This is a genomic window from Streptomyces sp. NPDC058295 (assembly GCF_042880655.1).
Classification (GTDB): Bacteria; Actinomycetota; Actinomycetes; order Streptomycetales; family Streptomycetaceae; genus Streptomyces; species Streptomyces coriariae.
Genome location: NZ_JBHVYO010000030.1, coordinates 1 through 20,342, shown reverse-complemented (window position 1 = coordinate 20,342; position 20,342 = coordinate 1). Strand labels below are relative to the sequence as shown.

The window sequence follows — 20,342 nt, the reverse complement described above, 5'->3', positions numbered from 1 at the left end:
GTGACGAAGGCGAACGCGGTGAAGGCGACCCGGCGGGGGCCGAAGCGGTCGGTGTACCTGCCTGCCAGTCCGCGCGCGACGAGCGCGCCGACGTCCTGCGGGATGAGCAGATCCCGGACGCCGGCATCATCACCCGCGTCGCCCAGCAGAACGGCGGCTCGGTGGGGATCGCCGTCCTCGCCGTCACCTTCCAGCACTCCGCAGGGGACGCCCGCACCCCGGGCGGCCTGGCCGACGGCTTCGACGCCGCCTTCTGGTGGTCGGTGGCCTTCACCGCCGTCGCCGTCCCGCTGTGCCTGCTCCTGCCCGGCCGCCCGCGGCCACCGGTCCCCGCCGACAAAGCCGGAACAGGCACGGTCGCCGAGGTCCAGGAACCGACCGGTCGATCATCACCCGGCGCGTGACCGCCGTCGAGCCCTCGGTGCCCACAGCGAAGGGGCCCGGCGATGCCGGGCCCCTTCTTCTCGTAGCGGGGACAGGATTTGAACCTGCGACCTCTGGGTTATGAGCCCAGCGAGCTACCGAGCTGCTCCACCCCGCGTCGGTGATGCCACCCTACACGTGATCCACGGGGTGCTGCGTCGTGCGGCCGTCTCAGCCGCGGACGATGTTCTCGGCCTGCGGCCCCTTCTGCCCCTGGGTCACGTCGAAGGTGACCGGCTCTCCCTCGACCAGCTCCCGGTAGCCGTTGCCGGAGATGTTGGAGTAGTGGGCGAAAACGTCCGGTCCGCCGCCGTCCTGGGCGATGAACCCGAAGCCCTTTTCGGAGTTGAACCACTTCACGGTGCCGCTGGCCATGCTGCTCGTCCTTCGATCCTTGCCGGGAGGTCCCGGCTGTCCTGTGTGCGGGGCCGTCCACGACCGGAAGGCACCCGGCGTTCGTCCTACCCCGTCCACGCGGCGGTTATCCGACTTATATGCCGGACACAGCAATCGATTTGCCGAAGCCCGGTGCGGCGTACCTCCCGCGCTTCCCGCGCTCGTGGGCCGGCTGCCGCAGATGTCCCGATCGCTCTCCGTGCCCTGTCCGGCCCAATCCCCCGCGCAGACGGCTCACCAGGCTGGTCAACTGGCCGGAAGGCTCCGTATCTCTCTGCAAGGGACTCAACATGGCCGTCGTCGTGGTTCTCGACATGCCGGGGATGACCCAGGCCCAGTACGAACTGAGCGCGGAGAAGGTGTCCGGCCGCCCCGGCCCGGTCAAGAGCCCCGCCGACTGGCCGGTGGCCGGTCTGATCTCGCACACTTCCGCCCCCACCGACAGCGGCTGGCTCGTCGTGGACGTGTGGGAGTCCGAGGAGGCGTTCCGGCAGTTCGGTGAGACCCTCGTCCCGATCCTGCGGGAACTCGGTCTCGGGGACGTACAACCGCGCACCTATCCGGTGTTCAACGTGGTCACCCGGTAGCACCGGTCCGGCCCGGCGTACGGGTTCCTCCGCCTCCGGGCCCCGGCGACCTCGCGCCGGTCCGTGAGCGAGCGGCCGGCGCGCGGCTGCGGCGCCCGGCCCTCGTCCGTGTCCGGTGGCAGCCGGCCCCTTCGCGCGGCCGCGCGTCCCCGAGGTCCCCCGCGCACTCGCCCGCCGTCCCCTCCCTCACCGACAGCTCAGCGCTACCGCGCCAACGCCCACCCTCGGACGCAGGGGTGCTGGTCACCTCGTCAATCCCGGCGTCCGATTCTTGACGATCTCCGGAAGGAACGGGGGACATGATCGTCGGCTGTCGGGCAAGGCGGGGGAGGTGACACGTATCGCACTGGTGGTCCTCGTTCTGGCCGTCGCGCTCGCGGCGGCCGCGGCCGCGTGGGGAAGTTCGCCGTGGTGGTGGTTCGCCGCCGTGCCGCTGCTCGTGCCGGGCCTGCTGGGCGTATGGGACCTGATGCAGCGCCGGCACTCCGTGCTGCGCAATTATCCCGTCCTCGGGCACGCCCGCTTCCTCCTGGAGAAGATCCGCCCGGAACTGCAGCAGTACTTCATCGAGCGGAACTTCGACGGCCGTCCCTTCGACCGGGACACCCGCACCATCGTCTACGAGCGGGCGAAGGGAACCGCCGCCGAGCAGCCGTACGGCACCGAGCGGGACGTCTACCGTCCCGGCTACGAGTTCCTGGTGCCGTCGATGGCGCCGTGTCCGGTGCCGGAGACCGCACCACGGGTGCGGATCGGCGGACCCGACTGCGGCCGTCCGTACGACATGGCGCTGCTGAACGTCTCGGCGATGAGTTTCGGCTCGCTCTCCGCGAACGCGATCCTGGCGCTCAACGGGGGTGCCGCGGCAGGAGGTTTCGCCCACGACACCGGCGAGGGCGGACTGTCGGAGTACCACCTGCGGCCGGGCGGTGACCTCGTCTGGGAGATCGGCACCGGCTACTTCGGCTGCCGGACCGACGACGGCGACTTCGACCCGGCGGAGTTCGCCGACAAGTCCGCGCACGAGCAGGTGAAATGCGTGTCGCTCAAGCTCTCGCAGGGTGCGAAGCCCGGCATCGGCGGAGTCCTGCCCGGAGCGAAGGTCAACGCCGAGATCGCCCGGGTGCGGGAGGTGCCCCAAGGCCGGACGGTGATCTCACCGCCCTACCACCGGGTGTTCTCCACGCCGCGCGAACTCGTGCGCTTCATCGCCCGGATGCGGGAACTGTCCGGTGGAAAGCCGACCGGTTTCAAACTCTGCGTGGGGTCGCGCCGGCAGTTCCTCGCCGTGTGCAAGGCGATGCTGGCGGAGGGCACCGCCCCGGACTTCATCGTGGTGGACGGGGCGGAGGGCGGCACCGGGGCCGCGCCCCTGGAGTTCGCCGACCACGTCGGCACCCCGCTCACCGAGGGGCTCCTGACCGTGCACAACGCCCTCGTCGGCACCGGTCTGCGCGACCGCGTCAGGATCGGCGCGAGCGGCAAGATCGCCACCGGTACCGACCTGGTCAAGCGCATGGTGCAGGGCGCCGACTACGGCAACGCCGCACGGGCGATGATGTTCGCCGTCGGCTGCATCCAGGCGCAGCGGTGCCATACGAACACCTGCCCCACCGGTGTCACCACGCAGGACCCCCGGCGGGCCCGCGCACTCCATGTCGGCGACAAGACGCTCCGGGTCCGGCGCCTGCAGGAGGCGACGGTGGCGAGCGCCTTGCAGATCATGGCGTCCATGGGCGTCGACGATCCCGCGCAGTTGCGTCCCCATATGCTCCGCCGGCGCATCGACCCCCGCACCGAATGTTCCTTCGAGGAGCTCTACGAGTGGCTGGCGCCCGGGCAGTTGCTCGCCGAGCCGCCCGCCTCCTGGGCGGCCGACTGGAACGCCGCCGACCCCGACCGTTTCACCGTCTGATCTGGAGGATCCCGTGGCCCGAACCGTCGCGCGCGTCATCGTGGACGCACTGAGCGAACTTGGCGTGCGCCAGGTCTTCGGCGTCGTCGGTGACGCCCTCAATCCGCTGACCGACGCCATCCGCACCACCGAGGGCCTGGAGTGGGTGGGCTGTCGGCACGAGGAGGCCGCGGCCTTCGCCGCGAGCGCCCAGTCGCAGCTCAGCGGCACTCTGGGCGTGTGCATGGGCACCGTCGGCCCCGGCTCGGTGCACCTGCTCAACGGGCTGTACGACGCGGCCAAGAGCCGTACGCCGGTGCTGGCGATCGCCGGGCAGGTCCCGCTCGCCGAACTCGGCAGCGACTACTTCCAGGAGGTCGACAACGACGCGCTCTTCAGCGACGTGGCCGTCTTCCGGGCGACGATCACCTCGGGCGACCAGCTGCCGCAGATGCTGGAGACGGCGGTGCGCACGGCGCTGGGCCGCAAGGGCGTCGCCGTGCTGACCGTCCCCGGTGACCTGGGGGAACGGGAGCTGAGCGCGGACCGGCCGGCCCGGTTCTCGCTGAACGCCCCGGTGAGCCGACCGGATGAGTCCGCCGTCCGGCGGGCCGCCGAACTGCTCGAACGGGCGCGGCGGGTCACGCTGCTCGTCGGACGGGGCGCCCGCGCCGCGCGAGAGGACGTACTGGCCCTGGCCGACCGGCTGGCCGCGCCGATGGTGCTCACGCTGAAGGCGAAGGAGGGGTTCGAGGGCGACGCCAATCCCTTCCAGGTCGGCCAGACCGGGCTGATCGGCAACCCGGCGGCCGCGTCGGCCCTCCAGGACGCGGACACGCTCCTGCTGCTGGGTACCGACTTCCCCTACCGGGACTGGTATCCGGAGGGCCGAACCGTCATCCAGGTGGACACCGAGGCCGCCCACATCGGGCGCCGGGTCCCCGTGGAGGTGGGGCTCGTCGGTGATACGGGCGCGACCGTCCGGGATCTCCTGGCCCAGCTCGCCGCCGCGCCCGCCGGAGGCGAAGGCGCGCGCGACCGCTCGCACCTGGAGGACGCCCGCAAACGCTTCGAGCGGTGGCGCGAGGGTCAGGCGCGGCTCGCCGACCCGGCCCACGACAAGGGGGTTGTGGGCCGCCTCCGCTCCGCGCTGGACAACCGCGCCGGTGACATCCGCCCGGAGGCGCTGGCCGCCGTGGTGGACCGCCTGGCCGACGACGACGCCGTCTTCACCTCCGACACGGGCATGGCCACCGTGTGGCTCTCGCGTTTCGTCGAGATGCGCGGCGAGCGGCAGCTGATCGGTTCCTACAACCTGGGCTCCATGGCCAACGCCATGCCCCAGGCCCTCGGCGCCCAGTGCCTGGACCGGGACCGCCAGGTGGTGGCCTTCTGCGGCGACGGCGGGCTGAGCATGCTCCTCGGCGACCTCATGACACTCAAGACGAGCCGGCTCCCCGTCAAGCTCGTCGTCTTCGACAACCGCCGGCTGGGCATGGTCAAACTCGAACAGGAACAGGCCGGGCTGCCGGAGTTCGGCACCGTGCTGGACAACCCCGACTTCGCGGCCGTCGCCACGGCCATGGGCATCACCGGCATCCGTGTGACCGACCCGGCCGAACTGGAGGAGGCCGTCCGCCGGGCCTTCAGCACCCCCGGGCCCGTCCTGCTCGACGTGCTCACCAACCCCGACGAGATCGCCGTTCCGGCCAAGCCGACCGTCGCGCAGGGCTGGGGCTTCGCGGTGGCCAAGGTGAAGGAGGTCGTGCGCAGCCAGGGGGACACGGACGCGCACTGACCGCCCGGCCGAGCGCCTGCAACTCCCTGACCGTGCCCTGCCCCGGGGTGGTGTCCTCGCGACGCCCCGGGGTCTCGCGGCACAGTGGGACGGCACCGATCCGATCCGGCAGTCCGGCCGAGCCGCCCCCGACGAAGGAGTTCACCATGGAGTACCCCGACCTGACGGCCCTGCCGGCGGAGCTGCGGGACGCCGTCACCGCGCGTGGTTCGCTCAACGTCTTCCGCATGATCATGCACTCGCCCCGACTCGCCCCCGAACTGCTGGAGATGGCCGACGCGATCCTGCAGCGCAACTCGCTCCCGGACCGGTCGCGCGAGCTCGCCATCGTGCGGGTGGGCCGCGTCTACCGGGCGCCGTACGAGGTCCACCACCACGAGAACATCGGCCGTCTGGTCGGTCTGGGCCAGGCCGCGATCGACGCCGCCGCCACCGGTTCCACGGAGGGGCTGTCGGACGAGGAGGCGGCGGTCCTGCGCTGCACGGACCGCCTGCTCGCCCGGCACACCCTGAGCGACGCCGAGCGCGCGGAGGTGCTGGAGTTCCTCACGGTGGGTCAGCTCTCCGACCTCGTCATCACGGTCGGCTTCTACCAGCTCGTCAGCAACTTCCTGAACACCTTCGGCGTGACGACCGAGGGCGAGACCAGCCCGTACTGAGCCGTCCCGCACTCGGGAGTCCCCGGCCGGTCAGTCCTGCTCGCGCCCCAGTACGTACAGATGCGGCACGAACGGGGGGACGAAGATGTAGTCGCCGGGAGAGGTGCGCAGCCGGATCTCTTCCGGGGTGCCGCCGGAGTCGTCGAGGAAGACGAACTCGGGGTGTCCGCTCACCACATCGTGCGCACCCTGCCCCCCGAGGCTGGCACCGCCCCTCTCCGTGGTGGTTTCCGTGGTCAGCACGGAGGCGCTCCGTGGCCGGCCGGGAGAGGCTGTGACCCACAGCGACGGGCCCGGCAGGATCCGCCGGGCCGATCGCGGCCCACGCCTTGACCACGGGAGCAGACATGACCAGCACTGACGGCAGCACGTACGAGGGATTCACGGCCGAGGAGCGGGCCGCGATGAAGGAGCACGCCGAGGGGCAGAAGAAGGCGGCGCGTCGCGGTTCGCCTGCGGACAAGGCGGCGGAGGCGGAGCGGGACGTGCTCACGAAGATCGCCGAGATGCAGGACTCCGACCGGACGATGGCCGAGGTGGTCCATGCCGTGGTCACGGCCAACGCCCCGGCCCTCGCGCCGAAGCTCTGGTACGGGATGCCCGCATACGCGCTGGACGGCAAGGTCGTCTGCTTCTTCCAGAGCGCGGCCAAGTTCAAGTCGCGCTACGCGACCCTCGGGTTCAACGACCCGGCGAAGCTGGACGAGGGCACGATGTGGGCGACCGCCTTCGCCCTGACCGAGGTGACGGCCGAGGCGGAGGCGCGGATCGCCGCACTGGTGAAGCAGGCGGTGAGCTGATGGCGCGCCGGCCGCACGGGTCGAGCGGCTACCGGACGGCCACGGGTGCGAGACCGAGGTCGGCGAGCACGGCCGCACCGGCGGCGGCCTGCTCGCCCCCGGCGAGCAGCAGGGTGCGGGCCGACTGGTAGGGGCAGCCGGCCGCCTCGAAAGCCGCGGCGGCGGCGAGTTGCCGCTCCGGGTTGCCGTCCAGCAGGGCCTGCGCGCGGTCCACCTGGGCGGTGGCGATCGGATTGCCGACGACCACGGTCCGGGCGGCGTCGATCCGGGCCCGGGCGTCCGGGTGCCCGGCGAGCACCGCGGCTTCCGCCCGGAGCGCCACGTACCAGTGGAGCCAGACCCAGGACACCCACTTCCACACCTGTTCCGGCGCCGGGGCGACCCGCTGCGACGCCGCGTCCGCGTCCCCGTGGTGGAGCAGCACCATGGCGTCGAAGACCGCGCCGTAGCCGTGGCGGTGCTCCGGTGCGTTGCCCGCCCGGTCGACGATCGCGCGCCAGGTCTCCCGGCCGTCGTGGTCGCCGCGCAGGCCGTGCACCATGGCGACCGAAGCGGCGGCGGGGCCGAGCGAGAAGGAGCGCTGACGGCCGCTCCGCTCCCACGCGTCGAGGAACCGCGCACCGCCGGTGAGCACCTGGTCGGTATGGCCGGCGAACGCGTCCGCGACCAGCAGCCAGGACGTGGCGTGGTGCCCCACCTCGGCCAGCAGCGGGTGGTCGGCGAGCTGTCCGCCCCACCGGCGGGCTTCCGGCAGCCGGCCCACGCCGACGGCGGTTCCGGCGGCCATGGCGAGGGCGTCCATGAGCTCGTGCGCGCCGGCCGGGGTACGCGGCGCCGGGTCCAGGACGTCGATCCGGCGCTGCGCGGCAGCCGCGGCGGCGAAGGCCTCACCGGTCCAGCTCCGGGCGCCGGAGAGCGCGTCGAGGGCGGCCGATTCCGCCACCGGGTCGCCCGCGCACCGGGCGAGGCCGACAGCGCGTTCGGCGCGTACGACGGTCTCCTCCACGGTGTTGTCCAGGTCGCCCTGAACGGCGCCGAACGCGTCCGCGACCACCGCCGCCTCGGCGAGCGCGACAGCCGCCTGAGCGGCCGGGGCGTCGCCGGCCAGCTCTTGCGCCGCCGCGAGCAGGGCCGTGACCTCTTCCCTGGGGGGGACCTGCGTGAAGGTACTGGAGAAGCGGTACGCGTTGGTGGCGGCGGCCGCCAGGTCGCGGCCCGCACCGGCGGTGTCGCCGGCCCGGCGCGCGGCGTCCGCTGCGGCACGGTGCAGCCGGAACATGTCGTCACCCAGCCTTCGGCACCCGGCCACCGCGGCGGCCTGCCGCAGTGCCGCGGCCCGGCCGGCGTCGTCGGAGAGCCCGGCCGCCTGCTCGTACCGCTGCTGGGACTCGCCGAGCAGGTTGCGGAAGAAGGCCAGCTCGGCCAGGGACAGGGCGAGACGACGCGCGTCCGCGCGCCGATCCGGCCGGTCGGCCGCCCAGGTGAGGGCGGCCCGGAGGTCGTCCGCCACGGCCTCGAACCGGGCACGCCAGTGCGCGCCCGACGCTCCGACGAGGACACGGGCGCCGGTCGAGCACCAGTCCAGGTGGCGCGATCGGACCCGGTCGAGCTCGTCGGCGTCGGTGAGCCGCTCCGTCCCGTACTGGCGGATGGTCTCCAGCGCGTGGTACCGGGTCCCGGTGGCCGACGAGGTCACGGACAGGAGGCTCTGCTCGGCGAGTCTGCCGAGCCCGTCGACGACGGCGGCCGGATCCAGCGGACCGAACCCGGCGACCTCGGCGGCCGCCTCGGCGGTGAACGGCGCCACGAACACCGACACCCGGCGCAGCAATGCCTGGCTCTGCGGCTCCAGCAGGTCATGGCTCCAGTCCAGCACCGCCCGCACCGACCGGTGCCGGTCGTCGGCGCGGGGCCCGCCGGTGAGGATCCGCAGCTGATCGGAGAGGCCTGCCGTGAGGCCGTCCAGTCCGAGGGTGGACCACCGCGCCGCCGCCAGCTCGATCGCCAGCGCCATGCCACCGAGCCGTTCGCAGATGGTCACGACCTCCTCGTTCGATGCCGGACCAGGCGGCTGGCCGACCGCCGACGCGCGGTCCATGAACAGGGCCACCGCCTCCGACCGGTCACCGCCGGCCCGCGACAGCGGCGGGACCTGGAAGACCCGCTCGAACGGCACCATCAGCCTGGCCCGGCTGGTCACGAGCACCCGCAACCGCGGACAGGCCGCCAACAGCCGTTCCAGGAACGGCGCCACCGCGTCGCTCACCCGCTCGCAGTTGTCCAGCACCAGCAGCGTCCGGCGGTCCGCCAGTGCGGCAAGCATCGCGTCGTCGATGCCCCGTCCCGGTTGCTCGCCCACCCCCACGGCCGCCGCGACGGCCGCGCCCACCCGGCCCGGTTCGGTCACCGGGACCAGGTCGACGAACCACACCCCGTCGGCGAAGTCGTCGGCTACGTCCGCCGCCACCGCCAGCGCGAGGCGCGTCTTGCCCACGCCACCCGGGCCGACCACGGTCACCAGTGGGTGCGCCGTCACCGCCTCGGCCAACTGCCCGCGCTCCGCCACCCGGCCGACGAACGCGGTCAGCGGTGTCGGCAGGGCGGGTGACGGGCGCGACGGCTCGGTTCGGCCGAACTCGGCCGCGTGCCGGGCGAGCGCCCGCCGGTCCGGCAGTTGGAGTTTGCGCAGCAGCGAGGAGACATGCGACTCGACGGTGCGTACGGAGATGACCAACCGCGCGGCGAGCTCCGCGTTGCTCAGGTGCTCCCCGAGCAGTGCGAGCACCTGGGCTTCCCGGGCGGTTATCTCTGGACTGATCACCGCCTCATTATCCGTGTGTCCGTGGCGGTTTCCGTGGTCGGCACGGAGGCGGCCCGCAGCCGTGCCGCGAGAGTCTGTGACCACGGCGATCGGCCCGGCGGGCTTCCCCGGGCGATCGCGACCCACGACCGGACTTCCGCCGATCGTGGCCACGAGGAATTCCGGAGGACCCATGGACGCCGAACCCCGCTCCCACGCTCAGCGTCGGCACGACACCGAACACCGGCTCACCCACGACGTGGACGTCTGGGTGGCCAGTGCCTCGGCGGACGGCGCGCCGTACCTGGTACCGCTGTCCTTCGACTGGGACGGGGAGGCCGTGTGGGCCGCCACCCCGACGAACAGCCCCACCGGCAGGAACCTGGCCGCCACCCGCACCGTCCGGCTGGCGCTCGGCCGCACCCGCGACGTCACCATGATCGACGGCGAGGTCGAAGTCCTCGACCTCGACGGGCTGCCGGGGGAGCGAGGAGACCGGTTCGCCGAACGCGCCGGTTTCGATCCGCGTACGCAGGCCACCTCGTACCGCTGGTTCCGGATCGTCCCGCGCCGTATCCAGGCCTGGCGCGAGGAGAACGAGCTGTCCGGCCGCGAGCTGATGCGCGACGGCCGGTGGCTGACCTGACGTTCCGGCCGGACCCGCCTGCCGGACGCGAACTCGGCGCCGCGCGTGACACGACCGAACTCGGCTCCGCCGCGCGCCACGACTCCTGAGAGCGGAGCCGAGCCGCATCCGCTCCCCCGGTCCGGAGCGAAGTGGGGTGGACGGCACGAAGCCGCACACCGGCACGGGTGCGTTCGTGCCCGTGGGCGACCCGGTGAGGGAGGCAGACAACGTGACCGCAACCGAACGATCACCGGACGTCGTGGTGATCGGAGCAGGGGTGGCCGGCCTCGCCTGTGCTCAGGACCTGCTGGCCGCCGGCGTCCGCGTGCGGATCCTGGAAGCCTCCGACGGGGTCGGTGGCCGGATGCGCTCCGACCGTGTGCGCGGCTTCGTGATCGACCGTGGCTTCCAGGTCTTCAACCCGTCCTACCCACAGCTCCGGCGACGCCTGGCAGGGGACGGGCTGGACCTCCGTCCCTTCGACCGGGGCATCCTCATCCACACCGACACAGGCAGGCGCCGCCTGACCGACCCCCGCGCTCACCCGGCCACGCTCGTCGACCTCCTGTCAGGGCGCTTGGCAGGACCGCGCGACCTGGCGGCGCTGGGTGCCCTCTCGGCCTCGGACGCGATCCGACCGCCGCACCGGCTGAAGCGGCGGCCGGATCGCAGCACACGCAAGGCTCTTGCCGAAGCGGGCTTCACCGACGCGTTCGTCGAGCGCTTCTTCCTGCCCTTCCTGTCCGGGGTGTTTCTGGAAGACCGGCTGGAGACGTCCGCGCGGGTTTTCCATCTCGTGTGGCGCAGCATGCTGCGCGGCACCCTGAGCCTGCCCGCCGCAGGCATCGGTGCCGTACCGCTCGCCTTGGCCGCGTCGCTGCCGACGGGCACCGTGCGACGGGAGACGCCGGTCGAGCGTCTGACGGACGACGGCGTGGAGACCGCCAACCGTGAACTCGTCCCGGCGCGCGCCGTGGTGGTGGCCACGGGCCCGGGACCAGCCGGAACCCTGCTGCCCGACGTCACCGTGCCCGCGTACCGCGTGGTGACGACCTACTACCACGCCATGCCGGACCCGCCGCTGAACGAGCCCACTCTGCTGGTGGACACCCGGCGCCGCTTCCTCAACACGTGCGTGCTGAGCAATGTGGCCGCCACCTACGCGCCCCCCGGCCGGGCACTCGTGGCCACCTCGGTGCTCGGCGCGGACGCAGCAGGCCGGGAACGCACGCTGCGCGCGGCGCTGAGCGAGGTCTACGACACCGATGCCGGCCGCTGGGAGCTGCTGACCGTCCGTACGGTGCCCGACGCGTTGCCCGCGATGGCGCCCCCTCAGGAACTCAGCCGCACGACCCGGGTGTCCCGGGGCCGATACGTGTGCGGTGACCATCGGGCCACTGGCTCGGTCCAAGGGGCAATGGCCTCGGGCGCGCGCGCTGCCAGGGAGGTGCTGCGCGACCTCGGCAGGTAGCACCCGCGGAAGGAACGAAGGGCGACACGCGGGAACCCTCGGCGTCACGGGCTTAAGCGGGGGCCGCCTGGTCATCGAGCAGGATGCCCAGCCGCCCGGCCACGGTGGTAAGGGTCGTTCCCAAGGGGAGCGCGACCCGGGTGAGCGCGTGTTGGTCGCCCCGGGTCGGGTCCCGGTTGACGATGAGCACCGGCTTCCCGGCCTGGCCCGCCTGGCGGACGAACCGAAGCCCGGACATCACGGTCAGTGAGGAGCCGAGGACCAGCAGCGAAGCCGCCTCGCGGACCAGAGTGCGGCAGTGCTCCACGCGCGGCGGCGGAACGGATTCGCCGAAGAACACCACGTCCGGTTTGAGGATGCCGCCACAGGCCGCGCAGGGCACCACCCGAAAGTCCCCCACCTGGTCGTCGGTGAGGTCGGCGTCGCCGTCCGGATTCATCGCCGCCGCCACGGGCTCGAAGTCCGCATTGGCCTCCGACAACCGCCGGGCGAGCTCGTGACGCGGGCTGAAGGCGCCGCAGGACAGGCAGACGACCCGGCCCAGGCTCCCGTGGAGTTCCACGACGTCCTCGCTGCCGGCGGCCTGGTGCAAGCCGTCGACGTTCTGGGTGATCAGGCCCGAGAGCAGACCGTGCCGCGCGAACGCGGCCACGGCCCGGTGCCCGGCATTGGGGCGGGCGCGCCCGAAGGTGCGCCAGCCGAGGTGGCTGCGCGCCCAGTACCGGCGCCGGGCCTGGGCATCGGAGGTGAAGTCCTGGTAGGTCATCGGAGTGTGCCGGCTCAGGCTCCCGCCCTCACCCCGGTAGTCGGGGATGCCCGACTCCGTGGAAATACCCGCCCCGCTGAGCACCAGTACGCCGCCGGCGCTCAGCGCGTCGACGACCTGCTCCGGATCGGTCGTGCCCGGCGGCAGGTCCTCGGCGGGGGTCCAGCTCAGAGTGGGGCGCATGCGCATGCCGCCAGGGTACGGAACAGGCTGCCTCAAGTGTCCGAGTCCGTGACCGGGCCGCGGCCCCGAGCTCCCTCGGCCCGGCCCCGAGGTTCGGTTGCGTTCGCAGGACGCGAGATGGGTCACAACATGATCCCGTGAAGTGCCCTCCGGAGCGGCGCTACGGGCCTGCACACACCGCATTTACCTGCAGTATGCAGCGAAGTGTGCACAGCCCGTGAAGGGGACATGTCCGCCTATCGTCGCTCTCTGGCCTGCCGCCGGCGCCGTCGAGCAGACCCGTCACTGCCCCCGACGAAAGTAGGCGAGCGAAGCTTTGCCGACTGCCACAGTCGCCTCTCCCCCGACATCCCTCCCGAAGGACGCCACCGCCCCCGAGAACGCCACCGTCACGGACCCCGCACTGGTGAAACGCGCGGTGAGGGCCGCCGCGCTGGGCAACGCGATGGAATGGTTCGACTTCGGCGTCTACAGCTACATCGCGGTCACCCTGGGCAAGGTCTTCTTCCCGTCCGGGAACCCGAGCACCCAGTTGCTCTCCACCTTCGGCGCCTTCGCCGCCGCCTTCCTCGTCCGACCGATCGGCGGCATGGTCTTCGGGCCGCTCGGCGACCGCGTCGGGCGTCAGAAGGTGCTGGCCGTCACCATGATCCTGATGGCCGCGGGCACCTTCGCCATCGGCCTCATCCCGTCGTACGCGTCGATCGGTGTCGGAGCCCCGGTGCTCCTGCTGGCAGCCCGCCTGGTGCAGGGCTTCTCCACCGGCGGCGAGTACGCGGGCGCCTCCACCTTCATCGCCGAGTACGCGCCCGACAAGCGGCGCGGCTTCCTCGGCAGCTGGCTGGAGTTCGGCACGCTCGCCGGGTACATCGGCGGCGCCGGCCTGGTCACGGTGATGACCGCTCTGCTGTCCACGGAGGACCTGCTGAGCTGGGGCTGGCGGATCCCGTTCCTGATCGCGGGCCCGATGGGCATCGTCGGCCTCTACCTGCGGATGCGGCTGGAGGAGACCCCGGCGTTCGCGGCCGAGATCGAGAAGGCCGAGTCGAACCGCCCGAAGGTGCCGCTGCGGCAGATGATCGTGGGCCAGTGGCGGGCGCTGCTGCTCTGTGTCGGCCTGGTGCTGGTCTTCAACGTCACCGACTACATGCTGCTGTCGTACATGCCGAGCTATCTGACCGGTGAGCTCCACTACGACGAGACGCACGGCCTGCTCGTCGTACTCGGCGTGATGGCCGTGATGATGATCGTCCAGCCCTTCGCGGGAGCCCTGACGGACCGCGTGGGCCGCCGACCGGTGATCGCCGCGGGGTGTGCGGGATTCCTGTTGCTGTCCGTCCCCGCCCTGCTGCTGATCCGCCAGGGCAGCCTGTTCGCCGTCGCGCTCGGCATGGGCGCGCTGGGCCTGCTGCTGGTCTGCTTCACGGCCGCGATGCCGGCCGCCCTGCCGGCGCTGTTCCCGACGAAGGTCCGCTACGGATCGCTGTCGATCGGCTTCAACGTCTCCGTGTCGCTCTTCGGTGGCACCACCCCGCTGGTGGTGACGGCCCTGATCGGGGCGACCGGGAACATGATGATGCCCGCGTACTACATGATGGCCGCGGCCGTGATCGGCGGAGTGGCGGTGTGGTTCATGGCCGAGTCGGCGGGGCGGCCGCTGCCGGGCTCGGCACCCTCGCTGTAGAGCCGAGGACCTCGACCTCCGGACCGCTCGCCCGGAACACCGGGCGCCGGTCGGTCGGGCCCTGACAGTCCACCAGCCGTCGGATCCCTGACGGTGCACCGGCTGTCGGGGCCGTGACGGTCCACCAGCGTCGGGGCCCGGCAGTCCGTCGGCCGGATCGGGGAGGCAGCCGCGCAGATCATGCGTCACCACAGACACCCGCACCGCGACCGCGTCTCCCGCACCGCCCTCCCCACCCCCGTCGAAGCCGGGCGTCGCTTTTCATCCCACCAAGTATTCGCCATAGGCGTTTGTTCGAAGGCAATTGGTGCACACGAGAAGCTGACACTGTCTTTACACGACGAAGCGGAGAGACACCATGGGCATCATCGCGTGGATCGTGATCGGTCTGCTCGCCGGCGCCATCGCCAAGGCCTTGATGCCGGGCAAGGACCCCGGCGGCATCATCATCACCATGCTGATCGGCATCGCCGGCGGTCTGCTCGGCGGCTGGCTCGGCAAGGAGATCTTCGGCGTCGACTCCATCGACGGGTTCTTCGACCTCTCCACCTGGATCGCCGCGATCATAGGCTCCTTCATCCTGCTCGCCATCTACCGCCTCGTCACCGGCAACCGGCGTTCGCACCGCCACGCGTGAACCGCCGACGTCGTAGACGGTAAGGCATCCGAACGGCTCCTACCCTTTCCTCCGGGTGGGAGCCGTCGGCGTTGGTACGCCCGTCGACCGAACAACACCATGCGCACCCCGCGCCGCCATCGCGCACCAGGCCCTGGACGTGATGCGCGAAGGGTCCCGGCGCCACGGTGGGCACGGCGGAGGCCCTCGCCCAGGGGCCGGTTCGGCAAAGCACTGTGACCCGGCCGCGGTGAGACGACACAGTCCCTACCGGCCTTCGGGGGAACTTCGGGGCTCCGCCGCTCTCCGACGGCCGGCGAGTGGTACGGGCATGAGATGCCCACACCCCCCGATCAGCCCACCGTGCCGCTCGAACGTCCAAGCAGCGAGGAGCCGGACGTACCGGCTCTGCTGCGGACCGCGGCCGCGTACGCGTGGCGGATCATCGCCGTCGGCGTCGTCGTCCACGTCGCCTTCTCCGTGCTCGGGCAGTTTCACCGGATCGCCGTCGCCGTCTTCCTGGGGCTTGTCATCACCGCCGTACTCCGCCCGGTGGCCGGCCTTCTCGCACGCTTCATGCCCCGGCCGCTCGCGGTGGCCGCCGCGCTCATCGGCGGCGTCGTCCTCGTCCTCGGCGCGCTGGCCCTGGTGGGTGAGACCGCGGCGGATCAGCGAAGTGGGCTGGAGAGGGAGTTCGTCACGGGAATCGACCGGATCGAACGCCAGCTGGAGGAACCCCCCTTCCGCCTTCCCCCGGACGCGTTCGACGATCTCCAGTCCCGGATCGGCAAGCTCCTGTCGAGCCACCGTTCCACCCTCATCAGTACGGCGCTCAGCGGCGCGAGCCGACTGCTCGAGGTCCTGACCGTGCTCGCCCTGGCCGTGTTCTGCGCGGTCTTCTTCACGTACTCCGGCGACCGGCAATGGCAGTGGGTGTGCGACCAGCTCCACGAGGGGGCACGGCGGCAGGTCACGGTCGCGGGCCGGGCCGCCTGGCGGGCCTTCACCGGTTACACGCACGGCATCCTGCTGGTGGCCGCGACCAACGCGGTCCTCGTGGGTATCGCGCTGTTCGCTCTGGGGGTGCCCCTGGCGGTGCCGTTGGCGCTGCTGGAGTTCCTGGCCGCGTTCATTCCCCTGATCGGCTCGCCGATCGCCCTGTCGATCGCGGCCGTCGTCGCACTCGCGTCGAAGGGCGCGGTCATCGCCCTGGTGGTCGTGGCCCTGATCGTGGTCATCGGCCAGATCGAGGGCCACCTCCTGCACCCGATCGTGATGAGCTGGGCCGTCCGGCTGCACCCGGTGGTGGTCGCGCTGGCGGTCGTCGGCGGAGCGGTCGCGGCGGGGGTGATCGGCGCCGTGGTCGCCGTACCGCTGGTGGCCGTGCTGTGGTCTGTGTACCAGGCCCTGCGCACTCGTGCCGACGGCCCGGACGACTGAGGCGAGGATCGTGCCGATGGCGCCACCCAGCCGCGGGTCGCCGGCAGGTCGGCACCATCGGCCGACGACGAAGGCCTCGGGCGGCAAGCCGCCACGCGCCGAGTCACCGCCCTGCGCATTCGGTGCCGATCCCGGCTCCGGCCCGGCTCCAACGCCCGCCCCAACCCCAGCTCAATCTCTGTCTGAGCTCACGAATCCGCAGGCATCAAGGCGGGTGCGGCGCGACGGTGCGTCGCCGCCGGCGAGCCGAGGCGTGAGTTGCTCCCGCAAGGGCTCGCCGGCCGGGATTCGGAGGTAACGCGACGAGACGCGGTCAGGAGCGGACGATGCTGCGCACGTTGTCCACAGCGCCGCAGCCGGCCTTCAGCTGACGCTCCCTCTCCTCAAGGAACGCCTCGCCCAGCTCCTCCCGCCGCTCCATGGCGACGTTCTCACGGGCACCGTTGAGGATCGTGCGCTCCTCCTCGTCGGTGTGGTGGGCGATGGCCTTCGCGAGCTCTTCCAGCTTCTCGTCCCACTCCTCGGAGCCCACCTCGTCGACCTCGAGGAGCTCCAGGAGCGCCTTGTTGCCCTCCTCGTGCTCCTCCTCGCCGTGCTCGACCTCTTCGTCGTCGATCTTCTTGAAGCGCTTGAGGGCGGGGTACACCTTCGCCTCTTCCGCGAGCGCGTGCGCGATCAACAGGTCGGCGAACTCCCGCAGGGCGGCTGCCCGGTCGGCTTCGACGCTGCGCATCAGGCGGAAGAGGTCCTCCATTCTTCGGTGATCCTGGAGAATGAGTGCGACGACGTCTCGCGTGTCGGGCGTGTCAGGCATGTCGGCCATGGGAACGGGCTTCACTTTCGTCACGAGGAACCTGGGGCAGTACCGAGTACCCCGGCCGGCCGTCTTCATTGATCCGTACGCCCATCCGTGCACGGCGTCACTCCCCCGGCCGATCAGACGAAGGCGCTCTGCCCGGTGATCGCCTTACCGACGATCAGCGTGTTCATCTCCCTGGTGCCTTCGAACGAGTAGATGGCCTCCGCATCCGCGAAGAAGCGCGCCACGTCGTACTCCAGGACGATGCCGTTGCCCCCGAAGATCTCCCGCGACCAGGCCACGACCTCGCGCATGCGGGCGGTTACGTGGGCCTTGGCCAGGGACGAGTGCTCGTCCCGGAACACCCCGGCATCCTGCAACCCGGCGAGCCGATGCAGCATGCCCCAGCTGGAAGTGATGTTGCCCAGGCTCTTCACCAAGAGGTCCTGCACGAGCTGGAAGCCCGCGAGCGGACGGCCGAACTGCTGCCTCTGCGTGGCATAGCGCAGGGCCAGCTCGTACGCGCCGATCATGACGCCGAGGGCCTGCCAGGCGACCCCGCTGCGCGTGGCGCGCAGGACTTCCGCGACGTCACGGAAGGAGGACGCGTTCTGAAGCCGACCGGTCTCCGGCACCCGGACGTCGGTGAGGGTGACGTCCGCGTTCTCGACGATGCGCAACGACGTCTTGTGGGCGATCTTCTCCGCCTCGAATCCGGGCGTGCCCCGGTCGACGACGAATCCCTTGACCTGGTCGTCATCGACATCGCGGGCCCAGACGACGATGTGATCGGCGAAGGTGGCGTTGCCGATCCAGCGCTTGGCTCCGTTGAGCACCCAGGTGTCGCCGTCCCGCCGGGCGGTGGTGCGCATGCCGGCCGCGATGTCGGAACCGTCGAGCGGCTCCGTGAGGGCGAACGCCCCGATGGTGTCCATCCTCGCCATGCCGGGCAGCCAGCGGTCGCGCTGGGCCTGGTCGCCGCCCGCGTGGATCGCGTACATGGCGAGTCCGTTGTGGACGCCGAAGAAGGTGGCGACCGAAGCGTCGACACGGCTCATCTCCATCGCCATCATCCCGGTCAGCAGATGGCTGGCGGCAGGGCCGTGGTCGCCATAGCCCTCGTACGACAGACCGACCAGTCCACTCGCACGGAAACGACTGATCAGCTCCATGGGGAAGGTGCCGTCGGCCCAGTGCTCGGCCACCAGGGGCTGGACCTCGTCGCGCATGAACGACCTGGTCCTGAGCAGGACCTTGCGCTCCTCCTCCGTGAGTGCGGACTCGAAGTCGTAGAAGTCGGCCATGTTCTGCTGTTCCGTGAGTGCAGTCATGGGGCCCTTCTTCCACGGTTGTACGGAGCGATGCGCGCTGCGGACGTTCGCGCACATCGCACCGACAGCTCGACGCCAGGCGGTCGGGCCGACCCCGGAGCCGCCCGATCGGCGGATCTTGCGGGGCTCCCCGGCGGCACCTATCGACCTGGGCTGCGCCGATGTGGGCGTCCTCGCGGTCACCCCGCCTTCGTGCCCCTCCGAACCGCCCTCACAGGGCGCCGAGAACCTGACGGCGGCTGAGACGGGCGGAGCCATCGACGTCCGCGACGGAGCGCTGCCGTCGACCCGTTCGCGACCCCCGGCACGGTGCCGTCAGGGCGTGACCGGCGCTCATCCGGAGCCGTCCAGGAATCACCGTCGGGAATGCGGTCGGAGCGCTAGGAATCCGCCAGCCACGCCAGCAAGCGACCGCGCGACCAGCAGCGGCCGACGGCCTCGGAGCGCACGGCCGAGCGGTCGAAGACGACCAGGCCGATGATGCTGTGGCCGGAGGCGCGGCGATCGCCGAGTGTCGGTACCGTCGGCGCGACTCCGACCCCCTCCGCCGACACCCACGCCACCGCCCGGCCGGCCGCTGCTTCCTCGAGGCGTCGCAGGAAGCGCAGACGGCTCTCGAGCGGGAAGCGCGACAGGGCCCACGTCGTGGTGACGACAGGCAGGACGTCCGCGGGCACCCGGGCGAAGGCGTCCGGCAGCACCTCGACGCCGTCGCCTCGCAGCAGCAGCGCAGGGGCTGTCGCCGCCCACGCCATCTCTGCTTCGAGCCTCGCGGCCCGCTCCAGCTGATCGGGCCGGAGGCAGGCGCGCAGCCATCGGGCGTCCTCCGCGTCCGTCACGTCGATCGGATCGAGGTCGACGCCGACGCGGGCGACGACCTCAGGCATCGCCCGCGTCGGGAGGGGCCGAGCTCCGACGATCGACGCCGACAGCTGGACGGGAGACGAGGGATCGCCCAGCGATTGTCCGTTGCTGTACGTGATGCCGACGCGATCGACCTGGAGATTGAGCCCGGCCGAGCAGCCCACGTCGATCAGCCCGACCGCATGGGCGCCCACCCGGCGTGCCGCCTCGGCGATCGCCGGATACAGCACCGCGGAGCGGCCGGTCTCGTCGGCCCGCGTCGTGCGGCGCGCGGCGATCGCCACGACCGGGTCGGTCATCCGCAGCAGCGTGTCGATCGCCGCGTCGGCGGCGGCGTCGCCGTCCGCCGACGCGTAGGCCGCGGCCAGCGCCGGGGCGCGGCCAGCGAGGGCGAGGTCGTGCAGCGCGGCGAGGATCACCGTGGGGTGCCGCTTGCGTGCCGGTGCCGTCCGGATGGCGCGCAGCGCCTCGTCGGACTCGCTCAGGGCGACGGCGACGCGCTCGTACAGCGGCGATGTCCCGGCGGCGTCGACCTCACCGAAGTGCCGGTACACCTGAGCGAGCGTCCGGGCCCTACCCACGGGTACGGCTCACGCTTCCTGCGGTCGGTCCTGGCATCCGGATGATCCTAGCCAGTGGGTGCCCCCATGGACGTGCCGTAGACGTCGGCCCGGTCGATGCCGAGTGCGTCGAGCACCGCGATCACGTCCTGCGCGAAGATCTCGGTGCTGTAGGGGCTGTCGGGCTTGTCGCTCTCGCCCGTGCCCCGGTAGTCGACCGTGACGGTGCTGCGTTCGGCGTGGAAGTCGTCGCGTACCCCGTCCCACCAGGGGTGGTTGTTCGCCTGACCCGCCAGCAGAACGAGCGGCGTTCCCCCGCCCAGGACCTGGTAGGCGATACGGACCCCGTCAGGCGTTCTCGTGTGCTGCATCGGCCCTTCCTCACTCGTCGTACAGGTGCTGCAAGGGCTGTATGACCCGCGCAACAACCCTCGGCGAAGCGGTCGACCGCAAGCGCCCAGGCGCGGCATTTCCCGTACCTGGCGGCGAACACCTCGGCCACGCAACGGAAATCCCCGCCACGGGCAACCGGAGATCATCATCGTGAACTAGGGACTGTTTCTCGGATCATGTTCGGAGCCAGATGGTGAGGGCTGCGAGGGTGACGGTGCCGAGGTAGATGTAGGCGCGTTTTTCGTAGCGG

General features: G+C 71.5%; 17 protein-coding genes, 1 tRNA gene and 2 pseudogenes. 11 read left to right on the top strand and 9 right to left on the bottom strand.

Going from position 1 to position 20,342, the window contains the following annotated elements:
* Positions 1-161: 161 nt before the first annotated feature.
* Positions 162-404: a hypothetical protein gene (locus ACFVYS_RS28355; protein WP_389506496.1), complete on the top strand. Its 243-nt coding sequence runs from the start codon at positions 162-164 to the stop codon at positions 402-404.
* Between the two features lie 63 nt (positions 405-467).
* On the opposite strand, the gene ACFVYS_RS28350 is transcribed toward ACFVYS_RS28355, so the two are convergent.
* Both ACFVYS_RS28350 and ACFVYS_RS28345 read right to left on the bottom strand, forming a co-directional pair.
* A tRNA-Met gene (locus ACFVYS_RS28350) sits at positions 468-541 on the bottom strand.
* Positions 542-594: 53 nt separating this feature from the next.
* Positions 595-798: a cold-shock protein gene (locus ACFVYS_RS28345; RefSeq protein WP_009192932.1), complete on the bottom strand. Its 204-nt coding sequence runs from the start codon at positions 796-798 to the stop codon at positions 595-597.
* A gap of 311 nt (positions 799-1,109) precedes the next feature.
* Between ACFVYS_RS28345 and ACFVYS_RS28340 the strand changes: the two genes are divergently transcribed.
* From ACFVYS_RS28340 to ACFVYS_RS28325, 4 genes are all read left to right on the top strand, one after another.
* Positions 1,110-1,406, top strand: a complete 297-nt coding sequence (locus ACFVYS_RS28340) for a hypothetical protein (protein ID WP_389506494.1) — start codon at positions 1,110-1,112, stop codon at positions 1,404-1,406.
* A 331-nt stretch (positions 1,407-1,737) separates the two neighbouring features.
* Positions 1,738-3,321, top strand: coding sequence for an FMN-binding glutamate synthase family protein (locus tag ACFVYS_RS28335; protein WP_389506492.1), 1,584 nt, complete (start codon positions 1,738-1,740; stop codon positions 3,319-3,321).
* Positions 3,322-3,334: 13 nt separating this feature from the next.
* Positions 3,335-5,098, top strand: a complete 1,764-nt coding sequence (locus ACFVYS_RS28330; RefSeq protein WP_389506490.1) for a thiamine pyrophosphate-dependent enzyme — start codon at positions 3,335-3,337, stop codon at positions 5,096-5,098.
* A gap of 146 nt (positions 5,099-5,244) precedes the next feature.
* Complete coding sequence (locus ACFVYS_RS28325) at positions 5,245-5,757, top strand: carboxymuconolactone decarboxylase family protein (protein ID WP_389506488.1); 513 nt, start codon at positions 5,245-5,247, stop codon at positions 5,755-5,757.
* Positions 5,758-5,787: 30 nt separating this feature from the next.
* Here ACFVYS_RS28325 and ACFVYS_RS28320 read toward each other — a convergent pair.
* Positions 5,788-5,943, bottom strand: a pseudogene (locus ACFVYS_RS28320) (cupin); the annotation flags it as partial.
* 161 nt (positions 5,944-6,104) lie between these two features.
* Between ACFVYS_RS28320 and ACFVYS_RS28315 the strand changes: the two are divergent.
* Complete coding sequence (locus tag ACFVYS_RS28315) at positions 6,105-6,557, top strand: iron chaperone (RefSeq protein WP_389506486.1); 453 nt, start codon at positions 6,105-6,107, stop codon at positions 6,555-6,557.
* Between the two features lie 28 nt (positions 6,558-6,585).
* Here the strand turns inward: ACFVYS_RS28315 and ACFVYS_RS28310 are convergent, their stop codons facing one another.
* Positions 6,586-9,378, bottom strand: a complete 2,793-nt coding sequence (locus tag ACFVYS_RS28310; protein ID WP_389506484.1) for an ATP-binding protein — start codon at positions 9,376-9,378, stop codon at positions 6,586-6,588.
* Positions 9,379-9,550: 172 nt separating this feature from the next.
* Here ACFVYS_RS28310 and ACFVYS_RS28305 point away from each other — a divergent pair, with 172 nt between their 5' ends.
* Positions 9,551-10,003, top strand: a complete 453-nt coding sequence (locus ACFVYS_RS28305; RefSeq protein WP_389506482.1) for a pyridoxamine 5'-phosphate oxidase family protein — start codon at positions 9,551-9,553, stop codon at positions 10,001-10,003.
* 211 nt (positions 10,004-10,214) lie between these two features.
* A complete protein-coding gene (locus ACFVYS_RS28300) occupies positions 10,215-11,456 on the top strand; it encodes an NAD(P)/FAD-dependent oxidoreductase (protein WP_389506481.1) in 1,242 nt (413 codons plus the stop codon).
* 52 nt (positions 11,457-11,508) lie between these two features.
* On the opposite strand, the gene ACFVYS_RS28295 is transcribed toward ACFVYS_RS28300, so the two are convergent.
* A complete protein-coding gene (locus ACFVYS_RS28295) occupies positions 11,509-12,411 on the bottom strand; it encodes an NAD-dependent protein deacetylase (protein WP_389506479.1) in 903 nt (300 codons plus the stop codon).
* Positions 12,412-12,721: 310 nt separating this feature from the next.
* Between ACFVYS_RS28295 and proP the strand changes: the two genes are divergently transcribed.
* The 3 genes from proP (at position 12,722) to ACFVYS_RS28280 (ending at position 16,145) form a co-directional block, all read left to right on the top strand.
* Positions 12,722-14,089, top strand: a complete 1,368-nt coding sequence (gene proP / locus ACFVYS_RS28290; protein WP_389506478.1) for a glycine betaine/L-proline transporter ProP — start codon at positions 12,722-12,724, stop codon at positions 14,087-14,089.
* 358 nt (positions 14,090-14,447) lie between these two features.
* Positions 14,448-14,726, top strand: coding sequence for a GlsB/YeaQ/YmgE family stress response membrane protein (locus ACFVYS_RS28285; protein ID WP_389506477.1), 279 nt, complete (start codon positions 14,448-14,450; stop codon positions 14,724-14,726).
* A gap of 315 nt (positions 14,727-15,041) precedes the next feature.
* The gene (locus tag ACFVYS_RS28280; RefSeq protein ID WP_389506476.1) at positions 15,042-16,145 is read left to right on the top strand and encodes an AI-2E family transporter; all 1,104 of its coding nucleotides are present in this window, start codon (positions 15,042-15,044) and stop codon (positions 16,143-16,145) included.
* 313 nt (positions 16,146-16,458) lie between these two features.
* On the opposite strand, the gene ACFVYS_RS28275 is transcribed toward ACFVYS_RS28280, so the two are convergent.
* From ACFVYS_RS28275 to ACFVYS_RS28260, 4 genes and pseudogenes are all read right to left on the bottom strand, one after another.
* Positions 16,459-16,959 (bottom strand): hemerythrin domain-containing protein, encoded by a 501-nt coding sequence (locus ACFVYS_RS28275; RefSeq protein ID WP_389506475.1) that lies wholly within the window; start codon positions 16,957-16,959, stop codon positions 16,459-16,461.
* A 122-nt stretch (positions 16,960-17,081) separates the two neighbouring features.
* Positions 17,082-18,275 carry an acyl-CoA dehydrogenase family protein gene (locus tag ACFVYS_RS28270; protein ID WP_389506473.1) on the bottom strand — a complete coding sequence of 398 codons (1,194 nt, stop codon included), beginning with the start codon at positions 18,273-18,275 and terminating at the stop codon, positions 17,082-17,084.
* 380 nt (positions 18,276-18,655) lie between these two features.
* Positions 18,656-19,693, bottom strand: a complete 1,038-nt coding sequence (locus tag ACFVYS_RS28265) for a DUF2332 domain-containing protein (RefSeq protein WP_389506472.1) — start codon at positions 19,691-19,693, stop codon at positions 18,656-18,658.
* An 89-nt stretch (positions 19,694-19,782) separates the two neighbouring features.
* Positions 19,783-20,070 (bottom strand): annotated as a pseudogene (locus tag ACFVYS_RS28260) (alpha/beta fold hydrolase); the annotation flags it as partial.
* Positions 20,071-20,342 lie beyond the last annotated feature (272 nt).